The organism is Ciceribacter lividus (assembly GCF_003337715.1).
Taxonomy (GTDB): Bacteria; Pseudomonadota; Alphaproteobacteria; order Rhizobiales; family Rhizobiaceae; genus Allorhizobium; species Allorhizobium lividum.
In genome coordinates this window covers 194,562-215,256 of sequence record NZ_QPIX01000005.1, presented here as the reverse complement: position 1 = coordinate 215,256, position 20,695 = coordinate 194,562, and the positions used below count along the sequence as shown (strand labels likewise).

Below are 20,695 nucleotides of genomic sequence, written 5' to 3'. Positions count from 1 at the left end.
AACTCGGGACGCTTAACCTGCGACGCCTTTTCGAAGGCGCCGGACCGCCAATTTCGGAGGATTAGCATGACGGAAAAAAGCGCAGCACTGGCACTTGGCGACAAGAAGGTCGACCTTCCGGTGAAGGAAGGAACCATCGGGCCGAGTGTCATCGACATCGGGGCCCTCTACAAGCACACCGGCTCCTTCACCTACGATCCGGGCTTCACCTCGACTGCGTCCTGCGAATCCAAGATCACCTATATCGACGGCGATGCCGGCGTCCTGCTGCACCGCGGCTATCCGATCGAACAGCTCGCCGAAAAGGGTGACTTCCTGGAAGTCTGCTATCTGCTTCTCTACGGAGAGTTGCCGACTGCGGCCCAGAAGAAGGACTTCGACTACCGCGTCACGCACCACACCATGGTGCACGAACAGATGAGCAAGTTCTTCTCCGGCTATCGCCGCGACGCCCATCCGATGGCGGTCATGGTCGGCACCGTCGGCGCACTCTCGGCCTTCTATCACGACTCGACAGACATCACCGATCCGCACCAGCGCATGGTCGCGTCGCTGCGCATGATTGCCAAGATGCCGACGATCGCCGCCATGGCCTACAAGTACCACGTCGGGCAGCCCTTCGTTTACCCGAAGAACAACCTCGACTACGCGGCGAACTTCCTGCACATGTGCTTCGCAGTACCCTGCGACGACTACAAGGTCGACCCGGTGCTCGCCCGCGCCATGGACCGGATCTTCATCCTGCATGCCGATCACGAGCAGAACGCCTCGACGTCGACCGTCCGTCTCGCCGGCTCGTCGGGCGCCAACCCGTTCGCCTGCATCGCAGCCGGCATCGCCTGCCTCTGGGGTCCGGCCCACGGCGGCGCCAACGAAGCAGCCCTCAACATGCTGCAGGAAATCGGCTCCGTCGATCGCATTCCGGAATTCATCGCCCGTGCCAAGGACAAGAACGACCCGTTCCGCCTGATGGGCTTCGGTCATCGCGTCTACAAGAACTATGATCCGCGCGCGAAGATCATGCAGAAGACCATGTACGAGGTCCTCGAAGCGACCGGTCACGGCGACGACCCGCTGATGAAGGTCGCACTCGAACTCGAGAAGATCGCCCTCAACGACGACTACTTCATCGAGAAGAAGCTCTATCCGAACGTCGACTTCTACTCCGGCATCACGCTGCGTGCGCTCGGCTTCCCCACCACCATGTTCACCGTTCTCTTCGCGCTTGCCCGCACCGTCGGCTGGATCGCCCAGTGGAACGAGATGATCGAGGATCCGCAGCAGCGTATCGGTCGTCCGCGCCAGCTCTACACCGGCGCACCGAGGCGCGACTACGTTCCGGTTTCGCAACGCTGAGAACGCAGTCAAGGCAGCAACACAGGGCCCGGCAGACCAAGGTCTTCCGGGCCTTTTCTTATTGCGCTTTGCTGTCGTCGTTGCCGCGCTTCATCGACTCCTGCCGGCGCAACAGCCACTTGTCGACTTCACTCACCGCGAGAAGCGGTGCTGTGGCGACGAGCAGCAACAGCCACTGCTCCAGCGAAATCGGCGCGATTTCCAGGAGGTCGTTCACGCCCGGCACATACATGGCGCCGATGTGCAGCGCCTGCGAACCCAGGACCCCGAGCAGCAGGAACGGGTTCGAGAAATGCGACTGCCGGAAGACCGAACGGCGCTCAGAGCGGCTGTTGATACACTGGACGTTTTCGAAGAGTACGAAGAGCAACAGCAGGAGGTTGCTCGCGGCAAAATGCGACAAACCGGACGTCGTCGCCCAGTAGAAAAATGCGAAGCCGCCGCCGCCCATGACCAGGGTCGCCAGAACGATGCGTCGAAGCATCAGCCGGTCGAAGATCGGTTCTCCCGGCCGCCGCACCGGCGAACGCAACTCGTCGCCTTCCGCGGGCTCGGTCACCAGCGCCACGTCCTGCACGCCGTTGGTGACGAGATTGAGCCAAAGCAGTTGCACGGCCGTCATCGGCATCGGCGCGCCGAGCACCATGGCAAGCAGGAAGAGCAGGACCTCGGCGGCACCCGTGGAGATCTGCATGAAGATCACCTTGCGGATGTTGTTGTAGGCGACACGCCCTTCCCGTATGCCGGCGACGATCGAGGCGAAATTGTCGTCAGTGAGGATGATGTCGGCGCTCTCCTTGGCAACCTCGGTTCCGCCGTGCCCCATCGCCACGCCGACGTGGGCGTGCCTGAGCGCCGGCGCGTCGTTGACACCGTCACCGGTCACGGCAACATAGTGGCCGTTGCGGGCGAGAGAGCGGATGATCGCGAGCTTCTGGTCCGGTTTTACGCGTGCGAAGATGCGTCCGTGCCGGGTGATCCCGTCGAGCACGCTCTCGCCTGCGGCGACGGCGTCGGCGATCTGGTCGCCTGTCACCACGTCCGCCTCCTCGAACCGCATGCCAGCCTGACGGGCGATCACGCTCGCCGTCGTCGGGTCGTCACCGGTGATGACGGCGACCCCGATACCGGCCTGGCGGCAGGCGTCGAGCGCGGCCGGCACTTCCGGGCGGATCGGATCCTGCATCCCGACAAGGCCGAGAAAGTTCAGGTCGATCAGCAGATGCCCGCCGTATTCGCCGTCGCCGGAAACGCCGATCTCTCCGGCGGCGAAGGCGAGCACTCTCAGCCCTTCGCGGGCCATCTCCTTGATCTGGCGGTGCACATGGATGCGGTCGATCGGCACGGCACCCTCGGTCGTCTCCATCGTCTTGCACATCGACAGCAGCAGTTCCGGCGCGCCCTTGACGAAGGCCTGCATACGATCCTCGACCTGGTGGAAGGAGGCGGCGTATTTCTGCTCAGGCTCATAAGGAATGCGCCGTTCGAGCGGAAATCTCTCGAGAAGGATCGACCGGCTGATGCCGGCCTTGTGGGCTGCGGCAAGCAGCGCCACGTCCACCGTATCGCCGACCGGCCGCCAGGTTTCGGCGCCGTCGACACTGATCTCCGCCTCGTTCGGCAGGCTCCCGACGCCGAGCAGCCGCCGCACGGCGGCATTCGGGCCATCCTTGCCGCCGTCACGGCTCTTGATGCCGCCCGACAACGGATGCGATCCGGCCTCCAGAACCCAGTGACTGTCGTCGGGCAGGCGAATATCCGTCACCGTCAGCTCGTTCAGGGTGAGCGTGCCGGTCTTGTCGGTCGCGATCATCGTGCAGGAGCCGAGCGATTCCACCGCCGGCAGATTTCGGACGATGACGTTGACGCGGGCCATGCGCCGCATGCCGATCGCAAGTGCGACCGAGATGGCGATCGGCAAGGCCTCAGGGATCGCGCTGACGGCGAGGCCGATCGACATGGTGAAGAGATCGCCCACCGGCATGGCGCGCCACCAGCCGACCGCGAAAAGGAACAGGATCGCGACGCCGACGGCGACTGCGATCCGGCGCGTGAATTCCTCCATGCGGATCATGAGTGGCGGCTTGGCCGTCGTGCGCTCGCGGATGGCGTCTGCGATCCGGCCGAGTTCAGTGCGACTGCCGGTCGCCGTCACCAGTCCCTCCCCCCGGCCGCGAGCGACGATCGTCCCCGCAAAGACAGGATCATCCGTGGACTTGTAGACGGGCCTCGATTCCCCCGTATGGGTGGCCTCGTCGCATTGCAGGTGGTCGGACGCGTCGAGCAGGATATCGGCGGGGACTCGCTGCCCGGATTCCAGCAGCACGCGATCACCCGGCACCAGTCCGGTTGCATCGATCACCTGACGAATGCCGTCGCGGACGACGGTCGCTCGCGGCTCCTCCAGCGCGCGAAGGGCGCTCGCGGACTGCCCCGCAGAATACTCCTGCACGGCGCCGATGATGCCGTTGATTGCCAGGACGACCGCGATGAAAAGCGCGTCGGTGATCTCGCTGACGAAGGCGGAGACCACCGCCGCGACCATGAGGATGTAAATGAGGGGGCTGAGGAACTGCATGAGCAGCACCTTCAGAAACGATGGCGGCCTGCCGACCGGCAGCACGTTTGCGCCATAGGTTTCGAGTGCAGCCACAACCTCCTGCGAGGTCAGTCCTTCTCGCCGGATGCTCACCGGTGTCTCTGCTTGAGCTGTCACCTGGAGGTTCCTCGTTCGACCGATCCGCGTCTGTGCCCCACTATAGAAAGAGCTGTGCGCATCGAACATTGATATTTGTCATAGGCAGACGGCCAAGTTCGGCGGCGCGGGACGGATACCCGCTGCCTCGCCCCCGCGCCGCCGGCCCAGATTTCCGAGATCACGCCTTCATTTCCTTGCGGGTTTGATTTATGGAACGTCATCTGCTTCGCCGATTGGCGAGCAAAAGAAATGAGGTTTGCGTCCCGATGCTCGTCGTCATGCGAAAGGCCGCCCATACTTGGGTGGCAAAATTCCTTCTGCTCATTCTCGCCGTTTCCTTCGGCATCTGGGGCGCATCACGATCCTTGATGAACGGCGTTTCCGAAACGGTGGTCGCCGTCGGCGACCAAAACGTTTCGGTCAACGAGTTCCGCCTTGCCTACCAGCGGCAGCTTGCCGATCTCGGCCGCCGCTTCGGCACGGAGATCACCTCCGAACAGGCGCGCGCGCTGGGCGTCGAGAACCAGGTCTTCGCCCAGCTTGCCGCAGGTGCGGCCCTCGACCAGCTTTCGGAAGAAATGAACCTCGGGCTCTCCGAGGACCGCCTTGCGAAGCTGATTGCCGACGACCCGGCCTTCCACTCGCCGTCCGGCCAGTTCGATCGTCAGCTCTTCACGTCGCGACTGCGCAATGCCGGCCTGCGCGAGGACGACTACATCAGCGAACGTTCGAAGGTTGCCGTCCGCAGCCAGATCGTCGAGGCGACGGCCGACGGATTCGAGCCCCCGAAGGTGCTGGTCGACGCATTGAAGAGCTATCGTGACGAGAACCGCTCGCTCGACTATCTCCTGCTCACCAAAGCCAATATCGACCCGATCGCTGCGCCGGACGACAAGGCGCTCGGCGCCTGGTTCGAGACCGTCAAGAGCCGCTACCGGGCGCCGGAGTATCGCAGCTTCTCCTATGTGAAGCTCGAACCGTCCGATATCGCCGATCTCTCCTCCATTTCGGACGAGGCGATCAAGCAGGACTACGAAGCCCACAAGAAGAATTACGAGATCCCCGGCACGCGCACGGTCGAACAGCTGACCTTCGAGACCCGCGAGATGGCCGAGGCGGCGCAGGCCGAACTTGCCTCCGGGACGCCGTTCGACCAGCTCGTCACCGACCAGGGCAAGACGGCGAGCGACGTGCTGCTCGGCGACTTCACCCGCGAGCAGATGCCCGACCAGACCCTTGCGGACGCTGCCTTCGCCGTCACCGCGGAAGGCGGCACGACGCCGGTTGTCGAAGGAACCTTCGGGCCCGTCATCCTGCGCGTCACCAACATCAAGGAAGGCCGCACGCGCACCCTGGACGAGGTAAAGGACGACATCCGCAAGGCGCTCGCCGAGGCCGCCGCCCAGGAAGACATCATGACGATCCACGACCAGTTCGAGGATCTGCGCGCCTCCGGCTCCACGCTTGCCGAAGCTGCCACGCAGCTGAAGCTGAAGCCGGTCAGCGTCAAGCCCGTAGACCGACGCGGCCGCGACATGGCTGAAGCCGAGGTCACGCTTCCGACCCGCGACCAACTGCTGGCCGAGGTGTTCAAGACGGACGTCGGTATCGAGGCCCTGCCGCTCAACATCGGCAGCGACGGCTATCTCTGGTTCGACGTGAGCGAGATCGTGCCCGAACGCGACCGCACGCTCGACGAAGTTCGCGAGAAGGCAACGGCCGACTGGACAGCCGAACAGCAGAAGATCGCCCTCGGCGCCAAGGCGGAGAGCCTCAAGGACCGTCTCGCAAAAGGTGAAACCATTGCAGCGCTCGCCAAGGAACTCGGCCTCGCGGTCGAAACCAAGAGCGGCATTCGCCGCGCGAGCGACGACCCCATCCTCGGACGCTCGGCCGTGACCGCTGCTTTCTCCGGTCCGAACGGCACCGTTGCGGCGGCTCCCGGCGCCGACCCGGAAACGCAGATCCTGCTCAAGGTGACCGCGGTCAGCGAACAGCCGACGACAAACATCCTCGGTGATGATGACGCCCAGGTCCTTGCGCTTGCCAAGGCCGCCGGTGACGATATCCTCGACCAGATGGTCAATCGTCTGCAGAGCGAATACGGCGTGACCATCAATCGCACGCTCGCCGAGCAGGCGATGGTTCGCTAGACCTTGGGGGAAAACGACAGCATGTCCGGACTGAAACCATTTATCGCCAAGGTCGCAACGCGCCAGGTGCTGAGCCGTAGCGAAGCCAGCGACGCCTTCGAAGTCATGATGTCGGGCGAGGCCAGTATGGCCCAGATCGGCGGCTTCCTGATGGCGCTTCGCGTGCGCGGAGAGACGGTCGACGAGATCGCCGGCGCCGTCTCGATCATGCGCTCCAAGATGGTTCCGGTCGAAGCCCCCGAAGACGCCATCGACATCGTCGGGACCGGCGGTGACGGCACCAATACTTACAACATCTCGACCCTCGCCTCGCTGATCGTCGCTGGCGCCGGTGTTCCGGTCGCCAAGCACGGCAACAGGGCGTTGAGCTCGAAATCGGGAACGGCCGACGCGCTCTCGCAGCTCGGCGTCAAGCTCGACATCGATCCGGAAACCATCTCGCGCTGCATTCGTGAGGCGGGCATCGGCTTCATGTTCGCCCAGCTTCATCATCCCGCCATGCGCCATGTCGGCCCGGCCCGCGTCGAACTCGGTACCCGCACGATCTTTAACATCGTCGGCCCGCTTTCGAGTCCCGCCAGCGTCAAGCGGCAGCTCTTCGGTGTCTATTCGCCCGAATGGCTGGTGCCCGGCGCCGAGGCGCTCCGCGATCTCGGCCTGACGAGCGCCTGGGTCGTCCACGGAAGCGGTCTCGATGAGATCACGACGACCGGTCCGACCATGGTCGCCGCGCTGAAGGACGGCGAGATCACCACCTTCGAGCTGACGCCTGCGGATTTCGGCGTCCCGGTCGTTCCGCTGGAGGCGATCCGCGGCGGTGACGGCGTCGTCAACGCGGCCGCGCTGCGTGATGTGCTTGCCGGCGCAAGGACCGCCTATCGCGACGTGGCGCTCTGCAATGCTGCGGCCTCGCTCGTCGTCGCCGGCAAGGCGGAAAACGTCCGCGAGGGTATGGTGCTCGCCAGCCGGTCGCTCGATTCGGGCGCCGCGGCCGCGGCGCTCGACAAGCTGATCGAGGTTTCCAATTCCGTCGCACAGGGCTAAGCTCGCGCCATGACCGATATCCTGAAGCGCATCGAAGTCTACAAGCGTGAGGAGATTGCCGCGGCGAAGGCGGCGGTTCCCCTTGCCGAGCTCAAGGCGATCGCCGCCGACCGGGAGGCTACCCGCGGTTTCTTCCGCGCGTTGGCGGAAAAGCGCGCAGCCGGCCTCTTCGGGCTGATTGCCGAGATCAAGAAGGCGAGTCCGTCCAAGGGGCTGATCCGCCCGGATTTCGATCCGCCGGCACTCGCCGCGGCTTACGAGGCCGGCGGAGCCGCCTGTCTTTCGGTGCTCACGGACACGCCGAGCTTCCAGGGCAGGCTCGAATTCCTCCAGGCTGCCCGCGACGCCTGCGCGCTGCCGGCGCTGCGCAAGGACTTCATGTTCGACGCCTACCAGGTGCACGAGGCACGAGCCTGGGGTGCGGACTGCATTCTCCTGATCATGGCGTCGCTTTCCGATGCGGACGCGACCATGCTCGAGGCCGAGGCGATGGCACTCGGCATGGACGTGCTCATCGAGGTCCATGACGAGGCGGAACTCGAAAGAGCCCTGAAGCTGACCTCGCCGATGATCGGCATCAACAACCGCAATCTGAGGACCTTCGAGGTCGACCTCGCCGTCAGCGAACGGCTTGCTGCGACGGTGCCGGCCGAGCGGCTGCTGGTTGGCGAAAGCGGCATCTTCACCCATGCCGACTGCGTCCGACTCAAGAAGAGCGGCATCACCACGTTCCTCGTCGGCGAGAGCCTGATGCGCAAGGACGACGTGACGGCCGCGACGAAGGCGCTGCTCGGCGGTGGCGCCGGGGTCATGGCCGCGGAATGACCGACGGTCTCACACACATCTCAGCCTCGGGCGAAGCCCACATGGTCGATGTGGGTGACAAGGCCGAAACCGTTCGCATCGCCGTCGCCGAGGGCCGGATCCGCATGAAGCCGGAGACCCTTGCGCTGATCCGCGAAGGGAACGCCAAGAAGGGCGACGTCATCGGCACCGCCCGTATCGCCGGCATCATGGCGGCGAAGCGGACATCCGATCTGATCCCTCTCTGTCACCCGCTGATGCTGTCCAAGGTCACCATCGACATCGACGAGGAACCGCAGCTCCCGGGCCTCAGGGTCACCGCAACCGTCAAGCTCACCGGACAGACAGGTGTCGAGATGGAAGCGCTGACCGCCGTATCGGTCACGTGCCTGACGATCTACGACATGGCGAAAGCCGCCGACAAGGGCATGGAAATCGGCGGCATCCGGCTGATCGAAAAGACCGGCGGGAAATCCGGGCACTATCGCTATCCCGAGGCCTCGTAGATGACCCTTCTTTCGGTCAGCGAAGCGCGTTCCAGGCTCCTCGATCCGGCGACACCGATCGGCCGGACCGAAGTTCTCGACCTCCATGACGCGACCGGCCGCGTGCTCGCCGAAGGCCTTGTCGCGAGGCTGACACAACCTCCGTTCAACGCATCGGCCATGGACGGTTATGCGCTGAGGAGCAGGGATGCCGCCGTCCCCGGCGCCATTCTTCGCGTGATCGGCACGGCCTCCGCCGGCCACGGTTTTGACGGGACGGTCGGCGCAGGAGAAGCCGTGCGGATATTCACGGGAGCGCCGGTGCCGGCAGGCGCCGATGCCGTCCTGATCCAGGAAGACACCGAAAAGCTCGAAGACGGCTGCATCCGAACGACTTTTGCTGCCATTGCAGGCCGTCATATCCGGCCCCGCGGGCAGGACTTCGCCGAGGGGGAAACGGTCCTTACGGCCGGGCAGTCCCTGGACTTCGCACGCGTGACGCTTGCCGCGGCGCTGAATCATCGCGAGGTCGTTGTCTATCGGCGGCCGCTGGTCGCCATTCTGGCGACCGGCGACGAACTCGTGCGGCCGGGAGAACGGCCCGGCCCCGACCAGATTGTCGGATCAAACAGTTTCGGCATTGCCGCCCTGGCGCGTGAGAACGGCGCAGACGTCCTCGATCTCGGCATCGTGCCTGACGATCAGGCGCAGATCACCGCCGCCGTCCGCAAGGCTCAGGAGGCGGGAGCCGACGTTCTCGTGACGCTCGGCGGTGCATCGGTCGGCGACCACGACCTCGTTCAAAAGACGCTGGTCGACGCCGGGATGCGCCTCGATTTCTGGAAGATTGCGATGCGGCCGGGCAAGCCGCTGATGGTCGGCTCGCTCGGAGACATGCGCGTCCTCGGCCTCCCCGGGAATCCGGTTTCGAGCATGGTCTGCGGCCTGCTGTTCCTCGAACCGCTGGTGTGCAAGCTCGCGCGTCGGGCGCCGCGCAACCGTGAAGCGATCGCGAGAACGGCGAACGTCCTGCGCGCCAACGACCGGCGGCAGGACCACCTGCGGGCACGGCTCACCCGGGACGACGAGGGTCGTCTCGTGGCGGAGGCATACGAAAAGCAGGACTCTTCGATGATGACGACCTTCGCCAATTCGGACTGCCTGATCATCCGGCCACCGCATGCGCCGGAACTTGCCCCCGGCTCCCCCTGTTCCGTTCTGCTGCTGAGGCCTCTCGAAGGCTGACAGCATGCGCTCCGACGCGCGAAACCTTTGAGCCGCCCGGCTCCGGACCATATCGTTCAATATCGATAACCATATATCTTGGTCGAATCTTCACGACCAGCTGTCAGGCTGTGAGAATGATCTCCAGTTGGCTCCCGCCACCGGGCGTTCGCCTTTTCATGAATGGCTTTTTAGATAGCAAGATAATGCAGACGAACAGACTTTCGCTTCTTTTTCACGTCTTTCGAGGACTACTCCAAAACCGCTCCGGAAACTTCGGCATCATAACGGCCCTCCTCGTGACTGTGCTCCTTTTGGTCGCCGGCGGCGCAATCGACGTGGCCAGCGCCTATCTCGAGAAGGAGCGGCTGCAGGGACTGCTCGATAGCGCGGTGCTGGCCGCAGTGCACGAGACGGACACCGGTCGCCAGTTCGAGACGGCCAAGCAGTTCCTGGCCTCCGGCGGGGATGCGGGCGTCGACTACGGCAAGGCCCTGACGCTCACCAGAAATAGCGACGGCAGTCTCAGCGGCGTGTATGCCGGCAACAGCGACAGCCCGTTCCTGAGCCTTATCGGCCTTTCGTCCCTCGACGTGTCGGTCACTGCGACGGCCATCGCTGCCACGTCGGCGACGGCCGGAGGCCCCTGCATCTACGTGTTAGCAAGTCGCGGTCAGGACGTGCTGACCAACTCGGGTGCCAACATCACGTCCAAGGCCTGCGAGATCCACGTCCATTCGAAGGCCGCCCCCGCCTTCATCATGAACGCCGGCTCGACGATCGATACCGCCAAGTTCTGCGTGAAGGGCACCAACTACATCAAGAACGGCGGAACCATCTCCAACATGCAGGTCGGCTGTTCCGTCGATCCTGATCCCTATGCCGGCGCGCTGCCCGAGCCGAGCGTGCCTTCCAACTGCACCAGCAGCGGCTGGATCAACGACCAGGTGGTCTCGTTGAAGCCCGGCCTCCATTGCGATACGGGCTTCAATGGCAGTCCGACGATCACGTTCGAACCCGGCCTGCACATCATCCGGGGCCGGATGATCATCAATAGCAACGCGACTGTGGTCGCCGAGGGCGTGACCTTCTATTTCCCCAACGTGTACAGCGAGATCCGCATCAACGGCGGCGTCAAGTTCCGCGGCATCGCGCCGACCAGCGGTACTTACAAAGGCATCCTGATGTTCGAGAAGACGAGCAACCCGGCAAACAATCTCTATTCGCAGCAGTACATCTTCAACGGATCACTCGGCGAGACGCTGGAAGGCATAATCTACCTGCCGAACCGCGACGTCACCTACAACTCGACCACCAATCAGGTGAACCGTATTTCGATGGTCGTGAACAGCATGATCATGAACGCCGCCAACTGGCAGATCGAGCCCTTTGCCTCGTCGGGCGGCGGTTCGGGCGGCACCGCGGCGGGCGCCCGGCTGGTCAACTGACGCGCAGTCTCGTCAGCGATGATCGCCTTCGGCGGCGACCATCGCCGATGAACCGCCACTCTCGCCTTCGAAACCGAGTTGCCGTTTGACGGCCTCCTCTATTTCGTCCTCGATCGCCTTGCGCTGGTCGTCCGGCAGCGCCGCAAGCTGTTCTTCGGTCAGATTGTGGTCGGAGAGCCAGGTCGCGCGGATCCTCTCGGCGAACGTCATCTCCGAATAATCGAGGAACTGCGAGATAACGTCGGCCTGCGCAGCTCTCTTCTCCGCCTTACGCCCAACCTCTTGTTCAGTCTTGCGCGCCTCGAGATCCTCTTCGCTGATGAACGAGCGAGGATTGCTTTTCTCATCCAGAAGCGCGGAGAAATCTGAGTCTCCCGAACTTCGGGAAACGCCCGTTGCACCAAGAATATCCTGCGACGAGAACGTGAGCATTGCAGCGATACGCATGAGAACCTCCAAGGATTGCGAACAGGATGGCGCAGGAGGCTTGCGCGGACCTTGGCTTCGACGCCTGGATATAGAAAACCCGGCTGTCGCAGCCGGGTTTCATCATAGTCTCGGCAATATGGCCGTTCGTCAGACCAGACGACTCTGCTCGACCGCTGCCTCGATGAAGCTCGCAAACAGCGGATGCGGATCGAGTGGACGGCTCTTCAGCTCCGGATGGTACTGGACGCCGATGAACCACGGATGATCCGCATATTCGATCGTCTCCGGAAGCAGCCCGTCCGGCGACATGCCGGAGAAGACGAGGCCACATTCTTCCAGCCGGTCCTTGTAGTCGACATTCACCTCGTAGCGGTGGCGATGACGCTCCGAAATCTCGGTCGAACCGTAGATCTCGGCGATCTTCGTGCCCTTCTTGAGGGATGCCTTGTATGCGCCGAGGCGCATCGTGCCGCCGAGGTCGCCGGAGGCGGCGCGCTTCTCAAGCTGGTTGCCCTTCATCCATTCGGTCATCAGGCCGACGACCGGTTCGTCGGTCTTGCCGAATTCGGTCGAGGAGGCCTTCTCGATGCCGGCGAGATGACGGGCCGCTTCGACGACGGCCATCTGCATGCCGAAGCAGATGCCGAAATAGGGCACCTTGCGCTCGCGCGCGAACTGGGCGGCGAGAATCTTGCCTTCCGATCCGCGCTCGCCGAAGCCGCCGGGCACCAGGATGCCGTTGACCTTCTCGAGATACGGAGCGGGATCTTCCTTCTCGAAGACCTCCGATTCGATCCATTCGAGCTTGACCTTGACGCGGTTGGCGATGCCGCCGTGATAAAGCGCCTCGATCAGCGACTTGTAGGCGTCCTTGAGGCCGGTGTACTTGCCGACGATCGCGATGGTCACCTCGCCTTCCGGCGTACGAATGCGGTTGCAGACCTCTTCCCACTGCTCCAGCCGCGGCTTCGGCGCGGGCTCGATCCCGAAGGCGGCCAGCACCTCGTTGTCGAGGCCTTCCTTGTGGTAGGCCATCGGCACGTCGTAGATGTTCGCGACGTCAAGCGCCTGGATGACGGCCGAAGGACGGACGTTGCAGAAGAGCGAGAGCTTGCGGCGCTCGGCCTCCGGAATTTCGCGGTCTGCCCTGACCAGCAGGATGTCGGGATGAATGCCGAGCGCCTGCAGCTCCTTGACCGAATGCTGTGTCGGCTTGGTCTTCAGTTCGCCGGCCGCCGGGATATAGGGCATCAGCGTCAGATGGACGTAGACGGCGGTGCCGCGCGGGAGTTCGTTGCCGAGCTGACGGATCGCCTCGATGAACGGCATCGCCTCGATGTCGCCGACCGTGCCGCCGATCTCGCAGATCACGAAATCGTAGTCCTCGTTGCCCTCGACGACGAAGTCCTTGATCTCGTTTGTGACGTGCGGAATGACCTGAACGGTCGCGCCGAGGTAGTCGCCGCGACGCTCCTTGTCGATGATGTTCTTGTAGATCCGACCGGTGGTGATGTTGTCGGTCTTCGTCGCCGAACGGCCGGTGAAACGCTCATAGTGACCGAGGTCGAGGTCGGTTTCCGCCCCGTCGTCGGTGACGAACACTTCGCCGTGCTGGGTCGGGCTCATCGTGCCCGGGTCGACGTTGAGATAGGGGTCCAGTTTGCGCAGGCGCACGCGGTAGCCCCGCGCCTGCAACAATGCTCCGAGTGCCGCGGCCGCGATGCCCTTGCCTAGAGAGGAAACCACGCCGCCTGTGATGAATACATATCGCGCCATGGGAGTCACCGGATACCTTTTCGAGACTGATTCCGCCAGCCAAAAAAGATCGTTTCCCGTCTTTTTTCTGAGGCGAGGCGGAATACTTGACAAAAGAAAACCGGCGGACCCGAGAGCCCGCCGGAGTGGAGATTGAAAGCCCGATCAGTTGCCGGTCGGAACGGCGTTCGGGTCGGCCGGCTTCTGGGCCGGGGCCTCACCCTGCGTGCCTGTGACCGGAGCCGTGGTGCCGGCGGCCGGAGCAGTCGTGCCCGAAGCGGGGGCCGTCGTGCCCGAGGCCGGAGCCTGCGCGCCGCCGAGCTGGTCGAGAACGTTGGAGCCGTTGGAGGTACCAGCCGGGATGCGGTCGAGGATGTCGGTCGGCTTCGCCTCGTAGCGGGCGAGAATGCCGAGGCCGAGCGAGGTGATGAAGAACAGCGTCGCCAGGATTGCCGTCGTGCGGGTCAGCGCGTTCGCGGTGCCGCGTGCCGACATGAAGCCGGAGCCACCGCCGATGCCGAGGCCGCCGCCTTCGGACCGCTGGATGAGCACGACGCCGACGAGCGCCAGCACGATCATGAGATGAATGACAATCAAAACGGTCTGCATGGATGTTCCATCCTGCCCATGGGCAAAATCTGAAAGGATTGGCGGCTCTTTACATGAGAGGTCGCATCAAAGAAAGCCCCTCGGCACCAAATCAGGCGAGGAGTTCGCCATAGACGCCGTATATGGCGAGGAAGTCGGCGGCCTTCAAGCTCGCTCCGCCGATCAGCGCGCCGTCGACATTGGCGACCGCCATCAGTTCCTTGGCGTTCGAAGGCTTGACCGAGCCGCCGTAGAGAATGCGCATCTTCTCTCCCTCGGCGCCGAAGCGCTTCACGAGTTCGGAACGCATGAAAGCGTGGGCTTCCCGGACATCCTCGACCGTCGGTGTGAGACCGGTGCCGATCGCCCAGACCGGCTCGTAGGCGATGACGGTGTTCGCCGCCGTTGCTGCATCCGGGAGCGATCCGGCAAGCTGGCCCTTCAGCACGTCGAGCGTGCGACCGGCCTTGCGTTCCGCCTCGGTCTCGCCGATGCAGACGATCGCAACGAGTTCGGCCGCATGGGCGGCCTCCGCCTTCGCCCGGACGAGATCGTCGGTTTCGGCGTGGTCGGTGCGGCGCTCGGAATGGCCGACGATGACGTAGGTTCCGAAGCAATCCGCGATCATCTCGGCCGAGATGTCGCCGGTATGGGCACCGGAGACGTTCTGGTGGCAATCCTGCGCGCCGATCGCGAGCGGGCTGTCGTCGCAGAGCGCGGTCGCGACATACAGCAATGTCGCCGGAGGGCAGATCAGACTTTCGACCTTCTCCGACAGGGGTGATTTCACGCCTTCCGCGATCGCCTTGATCTGGTCGAGCGAGGCACGCGTGCCGTTCATTTTCCAGTTTCCGGCGACCAGCGGACGAACATTCGGTGTCATGGCAAACTCCTACCCCTCTCTAACGTCCCTGCCCGACTAGCAAATGCGGCGATGAAAGGAAAGCGGCCACACTGGTTTTGCAGGACAAAGCGGCCGACATCGCAATAGGTGACCCGACGGTCGGGAGCGAGCGCCTGTCGCCTTACCGGGCCAGGATCCAGTTGAGAATTTCCCGCCAGTCGCTCATGCGCACCGGCGTGCCGTGGGAGCCGGTTTGAAAGAGGGTGAAGCGCGTCGGATATTTCTCGCCATGCAGGCGCCGGTAGAACGCGATCTGGTCGTCGGCCGCGTAGACGCTGTCGCGGCTGCCATGGGTGAAGAACAGCGGAAGCTTCCGCTTGTAGGCGGCGCTGCCGATGAAGGCCGGATCGGTCGCGCCGCCGAGGATCGCCATTCCCGCGAGCCTCTCGACGCTTGCCGCATCGCGCGCAATCCCCCAGCAGATGAAGCTGCCCATGGAGGCGCAGGCAAGCACGACCGGCCTTCCGGAGGATTGCACTGCGCTGAAGCGGATCAGATCGGCGATCGCCGCTACCCCGTCGCTGTCGAAAGAGGGAACGCTCGGTGCATAGTAGGTCCCGCCGTTCTCGACCGCGAGGTTCTTCAGCCGGTTGAAGTTGCCGCCGAAGGTGAAGTCGTTCGCGCCCAGCCTGCGGTCGCCGCCGCGCCCGTGGATGAAGATCACGGTGAAGCGGCTCCCTTCGGCGACGCCGGTCCGCGTGACGGCGAGCTTCCGTGTGCCGAGCTCCGGGGTCTCGTCGACCTGCTGGCGTCGCACCCCGAGCGAGACATAGGCGGACTTCACTCTGCGTTCGGGGATCTGGTCGCGGCCGTTGATGTCGCGCATCTCCTGATAGTCGACGACCTTGAAGTCGCCGCCATCGCCGGTCTCGATCACCGTCTGGCTGGAAAAGAGTTCGTCCTTGAAGGGTTGGAGCGCACCGGAATCGGCCTTCGTCGCGCCTGCAAGGAACAGCAATGCGCCGAAAGCGCGAGCAAGGCGGAAATGAGCTGTGGACATCTCGACGACCGTCGCCTCCTTGCCGGAACGCGCCTTGCCATTGCCGGCCGGCGACCGCAAAGCTTGCCTGAACGAACGCGGCGCCGGTCCGACCACGTCGCGCCTGCGCCGCCTTTCTGGCACAATTCGGGTGATTCGCAAGGGCGATCAGGTGTGGACGCCATGCTGGTTCCGCCCGACGAAATAGATTATTGAACGACGCCATGGACGACAACAGCGATCTCTTTGCCGGCATGCCTCTCGGCCCGAGGCCCGAGCAGACCCCTGCCCCGACCACGCCATCCGAGCCTTCGAACGAGGCCGCGAAGCCGCGCGCCGCGCCTGCTACGTCGACCGACAGCGAATATGGCGCGTCCTCGATCCGGGTGCTCGAAGGACTGGAGCCGGTGCGGATGCGGCCGGGCATGTTTATCGGCGGCACCGACGAGAAGGCGCTTCATCACCTCTTCGCCGAAGTCATCGACAACTCGATGGACGAGGCGGTGGCCGGCCATGCCGACTTCATCGACGTCCATCTCGACGCCGAAGGCTTCCTGACGGTCACCGACAACGGCCGCGGCATCCCGGTCGAGAACCATCCGCAGGTGCCGGGCAAGTCGACGCTCGAAGTCATCATGACCAAGCTCCATGCCGGCGGCAAGTTCGACGGCAAGGCCTACGAGACCTCCGGCGGTCTCCATGGCGTGGGCGTTTCCGTCGTCAACGCACTCTCCGACAGCCTGGAGGTCGAGGTTGCCCGCAACCGGAAACTCTATCGCCAGCGCTTCTCCCGCGGCGTGCCGCTCGGTGGCCTCGAAGAACTCGGCGAGGTCCACAATCGCCGCGGCACACGCGTGCGCTTCCACCCGGACCCGCAGATCTTCGGCGACAAGGCGAAGTTCGAGGCGGCGCGCATCTTCCGCATGGCCCGCTCCAAGGCCTATCTCTTCGGCGGCGTCGAAATCCGCTGGAGTTGCGATCCGAGCCTCGTGCCGGAAGGCGGCGACGTCCCGGACAAGGCCGTCTTCCATTTCCCCGGTGGTCTCAAGGACTATCTTGCTGCAACCCTCGGAAAGGACTTCACCGTCACCCGCGAGATCTTCGCCGGACGGACGGAGAAGACCGGTGGCCACGGCGCCATGGAATGGGCAGTCACTTGGTATGGCGGCGACCCCGCGCTCCACTCCTACTGCAACACGATCCCGACGCCGGAAGGTGGCACGCACGAAGCGGGCCTGCGCATCGCGCTCACCAAGGGGCTCAAGAATTATGCCGAACTGACGCAGAACAAGCGCGCGCAGCAGATCACCACCGACGACGTGATGATCTCCGCCGTCGGCATGCTCTCCGTCTTCATCCGCGAGCCGGAATTCGTCGGCCAGACCAAGGACAAGCTCGCAACCGTCGAAGCCCAGCGCATCGTCGAGAACACATTGCGCGATCCCTTCGACCATTACCTCGCGGACAATCCGGCCGAAGCGGCGAAGCTGCTCGACTGGGTGATCGAGCGCGCCGAGGAACGCCTCCGGCGGCGCAAGGAAAAGGAAGTCAACCGCAAGACGGCGGTGCGCAAGCTCCGCCTGCCCGGCAAGCTTGCCGATTGCGCCCAGAACACCGCGGAAGGCGCCGAGCTCTTCATCGTCGAAGGTGACTCGGCCGGCGGCTCGGCCAAGCAGGCGCGTAATCGTTCCAATCAGGCGATCCTGCCGCTGCGCGGCAAGATCCTGAACGTCGGCAACGCCAGCCGCGAGAAGCTGATGGCCAATCAGCAGATCGCCGATCTCGTCCAGGCCCTCGGTTGCGGCACGCGCACGAAGTATCGCGACGAAGACCTCCGCTACGAACGCATCATCGTCATGACCGATGCGGATGTCGACGGCGCCCATATCGCCTCGCTGCTCATCACCTTCTTCTATCAGGAAATGCCAGAGCTCATCCGCGGCAATCACCTCTATCTCGCCGTGCCGCCGCTCTATGTCATCCGCCAGGGTGCGAAGACCGTGTACGCCCGTGACGATGCCCACCGGGCGGAGCTGATGGAGAGCGTGTTCAAGGGTAAGAAGGTCGAAGTCGGCCGCTTCAAAGGTCTGGGTGAGATGATGCCGGCCCAGCTCAAGGAGACGACCATGGACCCCGGCAAGCGCACGCTGCTGCGGGTCGAGATCGACGACGTCGATTTCGAGGGTACCCGCGACGCGGTGGACGCACTGATGGGCTCGAAGCCCGAAGCCCGCTTCCGCTTCATCCAGGAGCGCGCGATCTTCGCCGAGAACCTCGACATCTGACGGCAGGAGTGCCGCGAGGCCGATGGTGAGCATTCGCAGGTCCGGGAGAGATGTCATTAGTCAGACACAAACATCCCTGATATAAGGTCGACAGCCGTCACCCGGCACTGTTTGAGCTTGAATGCTGCCGTGGTGTAACAAGTGTGTAGCGCCCGCCCGCAAGTCTGCGGCGCTCGGGCCACGCCTTCATCGCAAGGCCGAAGAGATCGAGTGCCTATCGTCGTGAGCATGACCGAGAACAACAAAAAACCGAACGCACCACGCTGGCTCGGGCCGGTGGCGCCGAGCCGGACGGCCCTTATTCCGCCGATTTCCGCAGCCCGCTGGCTCCTCGTCCTGATCGTGATCGCCGGCATCTATTTCTTCCACGGCTTTGTGGTGCCGGTGCTGGCGGCGCTTGTCATCGCATTCGCGAGCTGGCCGCTCTACAAGGAGCTCCTGCGCAGGATCGGCGGCAACACCACGCTCGGCGCGACGCTCGCGATCCTCTTCATCATCGCCTTCCTGGTGGTGCCGATCGGCATCGCCGTCAGCTATACGATCGGCGAAACACGGCAGTGGATCGGCTGGGCACTCGAGGTCAACCGCTCCGGCGCGCCGCCGCCCGACTGGATCACCGCGCTGCCGGGCGTCGGGCCCTGGCTCGGGGAAAAATGGCAGGAGCACATCGGATCACCGGGTGCCATAGGCGAACTCATCCAGATCGTCAGCGGCGCCAACATCGGCAACATCTACCGGGCACTGATCGCGGCAGGCGATGGAGCCTTCCACCTGGTGCTGACCCTGCTTTTCATGCTGATCGCCCTGTTCTTCGTCTATCGGGATGGCTCGAATTTCACCCGCCAGCTCGACATGCTCGGGGAGCGAATCCTCCCGACCCGCTGGGAACGCATCTCCCGCGTCGTGCCGGCGACCATCAGCTCGACCGTGACCGGCATGACCCTGATCGCCATCGGCGAAGGCATCGTGCTCGGCACCGCCTATTGGCTCGCCGGAGTACCGTCACCCGTGACGCTCGGCGTCCTCACGGGGGTCATGGCGCTTGTCCCCGGCGGCGCGCCGCTCTCATTTACCCTCGTCTCCACCTACCTGCTGGCGCGGGGCTCCTATGTCGCCGGGCTTGGGCTCCTCGCATGGGGCACGGTGGAACTCTTCGTTGTCGACAAGACCGTCCGGCCGCGTCTCGTCGGCGGGCCGATCAAGCTGCCGTTCCTGCCGACGTTCTTCGGCCTCGTCGGTGGCGTGAAGACCATGGGCTTCCTCGGCCTTTTCATCGGCCCGGTGCTGATGGCGCTCATCGTCTCCATCTGGCGGGAATGGATGCGCGAGGTCGAGCTGTCCGAGCCGCGCGATGCGGCTGGCATGGAGCCGGTGATCGATGAGCTCCCGCCCGAGACGCCCCTGATCCGCAAGGCCTCGGCTCCGTGAGAAAAGCGCGGGAAGATCCTTCCCGTGCCGGCAGCCGTCAGAGCCGCTTTTCCATGAAGAGGCTCAAAGGATCCGGCCTGTAATCGCCGAAGGGCCCGATCTCTCCGTAGCCGAAGCGGCGATAGAGCCCCAACGCTTCCGGCTGGCTGATCCCGGTTTCGAGCCGGATTGCGGAAACGCCCCTCTCCCTTCCGAGCGCCTCGATCGTCTCCATGAGCAGACGGCCGATCGACAGGCCACGAGCCTCGGGATCGACGAACATGCGCTTGATCTCGGCAGTGCCGTCACCCGCCTCCACCAGCGCGCAGCAGCCGACGATGCGGCCGTCGTGGCGTGCGACGAAGAAGTTCACGCCGGGCTTCTCCAGCGATGAAATATCCAGCATATGGTTGCTCTCGGCCGGATAGAGCGAGGCCATGTAGGCGTCCGACAGTTCGAGAAGGCGCAGGACGTCCGCCTGGCGGGGCGGTTCGGCAGTGATCGTCACGGTCATGGAAGAACAAACCCGGTTTCAACATTGGCCAAGGCCCGGCACACTGGCCGAGGCAGCCAAGCAATGGCGGCTTTCGCCGCATCGATCAAGTGGCGGCCGGGCACGCCGTTGTTCATTAAATTCCGTTCAGGATCGGCATTCGCCATGGTGTCGCTCGAATGCCGGCGTTAACAGATCTTAACGCGATGCAGATTCAGGGGACCAGCCGCATGAAAACAGCCGCCATCATGATGACCATTCTCGGCTGCGACGACAGTGTCAGCCAGTGCCACTATATCGACACGGCCGACCAGAAATGGGTTTCGATCGAGCTTTGCCACGCCGCGTCGGAGCAAGTCCTCGAAGGTTATTCGGGCGCCAGCTACCCCATGGTGATCGCCGTTTGTCAGCCTCCGGAGAATGCCGGAAACGAGGCCGCGGCCGCCCCCCAGGCAGCCGAAGCGCCGCCTGCCGATATGGCAAAGCCGCCCGTTGAGCAACAGGAGAGCCTTACGGCCAGGGCCGTCGCGAAAATCCGCGGCGTTCTGCCCGGAACCGAACGGATCAAGATGGTGTTCGAGACACCCCTGCACGTGGTCGCAGACGGCTATTCCTGGGTCGCCAAGAAACTGACGCCTTAAAT

Annotated in this window: 18 protein-coding genes; 10 read left to right on the top strand and 8 right to left on the bottom strand. The window is 63.9% G+C overall.

Translation table 11 applies throughout. The features are described from left to right. Positions 1–66 precede the first annotated feature (66 nt). Positions 67–1,356 (top strand): citrate synthase, encoded by a 1,290-nt coding sequence (gene gltA / locus DFR48_RS11025; protein WP_114363191.1) that lies wholly within the window; start codon positions 67–69, stop codon positions 1,354–1,356. Positions 1,357–1,414: 58 nt separating this feature from the next. On the opposite strand, the gene DFR48_RS11020 is transcribed toward gltA, so the two are convergent. Beyond that, entirely contained in the window at positions 1,415–4,072 is a 2,658-nt protein-coding gene (locus DFR48_RS11020; protein WP_245415586.1) for a cation-translocating P-type ATPase, read from the bottom strand. A gap of 248 nt (positions 4,073–4,320) precedes the next feature. On the opposite strand from DFR48_RS11020, the gene DFR48_RS11015 reads away from it, so the two are divergent. The 6 genes from DFR48_RS11015 (at position 4,321) to DFR48_RS10990 (ending at position 11,212) form a co-directional block, all read left to right on the top strand. Further along, a complete protein-coding gene (locus tag DFR48_RS11015) occupies positions 4,321–6,207 on the top strand; it encodes a peptidylprolyl isomerase (protein WP_114363189.1) in 1,887 nt (628 codons plus the stop codon). A gap of 21 nt (positions 6,208–6,228) precedes the next feature. Next, positions 6,229–7,251 carry an anthranilate phosphoribosyltransferase gene (gene trpD, locus DFR48_RS11010; protein ID WP_114363188.1) on the top strand — a complete coding sequence of 341 codons (1,023 nt, stop codon included), beginning with the start codon at positions 6,229–6,231 and terminating at the stop codon, positions 7,249–7,251. 9 nt (positions 7,252–7,260) lie between these two features. Further along, a complete protein-coding gene (gene trpC, locus DFR48_RS11005; RefSeq protein WP_114363187.1) occupies positions 7,261–8,076 on the top strand; it encodes an indole-3-glycerol phosphate synthase TrpC in 816 nt (271 codons plus the stop codon). Then, entirely contained in the window at positions 8,073–8,561 is a 489-nt protein-coding gene (moaC, locus tag DFR48_RS11000; protein WP_114363186.1) for a cyclic pyranopterin monophosphate synthase MoaC, read from the top strand. The genes trpC and moaC overlap by 4 nt, the downstream gene beginning before the upstream one ends. Next, a complete protein-coding gene (locus DFR48_RS10995; RefSeq protein ID WP_114363185.1) occupies positions 8,562–9,785 on the top strand; it encodes a molybdopterin molybdotransferase MoeA in 1,224 nt (407 codons plus the stop codon). 158 nt (positions 9,786–9,943) lie between these two features. After that, complete coding sequence (locus tag DFR48_RS10990) at positions 9,944–11,212, top strand: TadE/TadG family type IV pilus assembly protein (protein ID WP_342634916.1); 1,269 nt, start codon at positions 9,944–9,946, stop codon at positions 11,210–11,212. 12 nt (positions 11,213–11,224) lie between these two features. Here the strand turns inward: DFR48_RS10990 and DFR48_RS10985 are convergent, their stop codons facing one another. The 5 genes from DFR48_RS10985 to DFR48_RS10965 all read right to left on the bottom strand — a co-directional run bounded on the left by DFR48_RS10985 (position 11,225) and on the right by DFR48_RS10965 (position 15,888). After that, positions 11,225–11,659, bottom strand: coding sequence for a hypothetical protein (locus DFR48_RS10985; RefSeq protein WP_114363183.1), 435 nt, complete (start codon positions 11,657–11,659; stop codon positions 11,225–11,227). 129 nt (positions 11,660–11,788) lie between these two features. After that, positions 11,789–13,426 (bottom strand): CTP synthase, encoded by a 1,638-nt coding sequence (locus DFR48_RS10980; protein ID WP_170141846.1) that lies wholly within the window; start codon positions 13,424–13,426, stop codon positions 11,789–11,791. A gap of 135 nt (positions 13,427–13,561) precedes the next feature. After that, positions 13,562–14,005 carry a preprotein translocase subunit SecG gene (gene secG, locus DFR48_RS10975; protein WP_114363181.1) on the bottom strand — a complete coding sequence of 148 codons (444 nt, stop codon included), beginning with the start codon at positions 14,003–14,005 and terminating at the stop codon, positions 13,562–13,564. 91 nt (positions 14,006–14,096) lie between these two features. Next, the gene (tpiA, locus tag DFR48_RS10970) at positions 14,097–14,867 is read right to left on the bottom strand and encodes a triose-phosphate isomerase (RefSeq protein WP_114363180.1); all 771 of its coding nucleotides are present in this window, start codon (positions 14,865–14,867) and stop codon (positions 14,097–14,099) included. A gap of 142 nt (positions 14,868–15,009) precedes the next feature. Continuing rightward, positions 15,010–15,888 (bottom strand): alpha/beta hydrolase, encoded by an 879-nt coding sequence (locus DFR48_RS10965; RefSeq protein WP_114363307.1) that lies wholly within the window; start codon positions 15,886–15,888, stop codon positions 15,010–15,012. A 203-nt stretch (positions 15,889–16,091) separates the two neighbouring features. Between DFR48_RS10965 and parE the strand changes: the two genes are divergently transcribed. After that, positions 16,092–18,152, top strand: coding sequence for a DNA topoisomerase IV subunit B (gene parE / locus DFR48_RS10960; protein ID WP_114363306.1), 2,061 nt, complete (start codon positions 16,092–16,094; stop codon positions 18,150–18,152). A 228-nt stretch (positions 18,153–18,380) separates the two neighbouring features. Beyond that, positions 18,381–19,580, top strand: a complete 1,200-nt coding sequence (locus DFR48_RS10955; RefSeq protein WP_254007924.1) for an AI-2E family transporter — start codon at positions 18,381–18,383, stop codon at positions 19,578–19,580. A gap of 37 nt (positions 19,581–19,617) precedes the next feature. Here DFR48_RS10955 and DFR48_RS10950 read toward each other — a convergent pair whose 3' ends face one another. Then, positions 19,618–20,073 (bottom strand): GNAT family N-acetyltransferase, encoded by a 456-nt coding sequence (locus DFR48_RS10950; protein ID WP_114363179.1) that lies wholly within the window; start codon positions 20,071–20,073, stop codon positions 19,618–19,620. Then, positions 20,070–20,219 (bottom strand): hypothetical protein, encoded by a 150-nt coding sequence (locus tag DFR48_RS21930; RefSeq protein WP_170141845.1) that lies wholly within the window; start codon positions 20,217–20,219, stop codon positions 20,070–20,072. Before DFR48_RS21930 ends, DFR48_RS10950 begins: the two co-directional genes overlap by 4 nt. Before the next feature lie 63 nt (positions 20,220–20,282). Between DFR48_RS21930 and DFR48_RS10945 the strand changes: the two genes are divergently transcribed. Next, on the top strand, positions 20,283–20,693 hold the full coding sequence (locus DFR48_RS10945) for a hypothetical protein (protein ID WP_114363304.1): 411 nt from the start codon (positions 20,283–20,285) through the stop codon (positions 20,691–20,693). Positions 20,694–20,695: the final 2 nt, after the last annotated feature.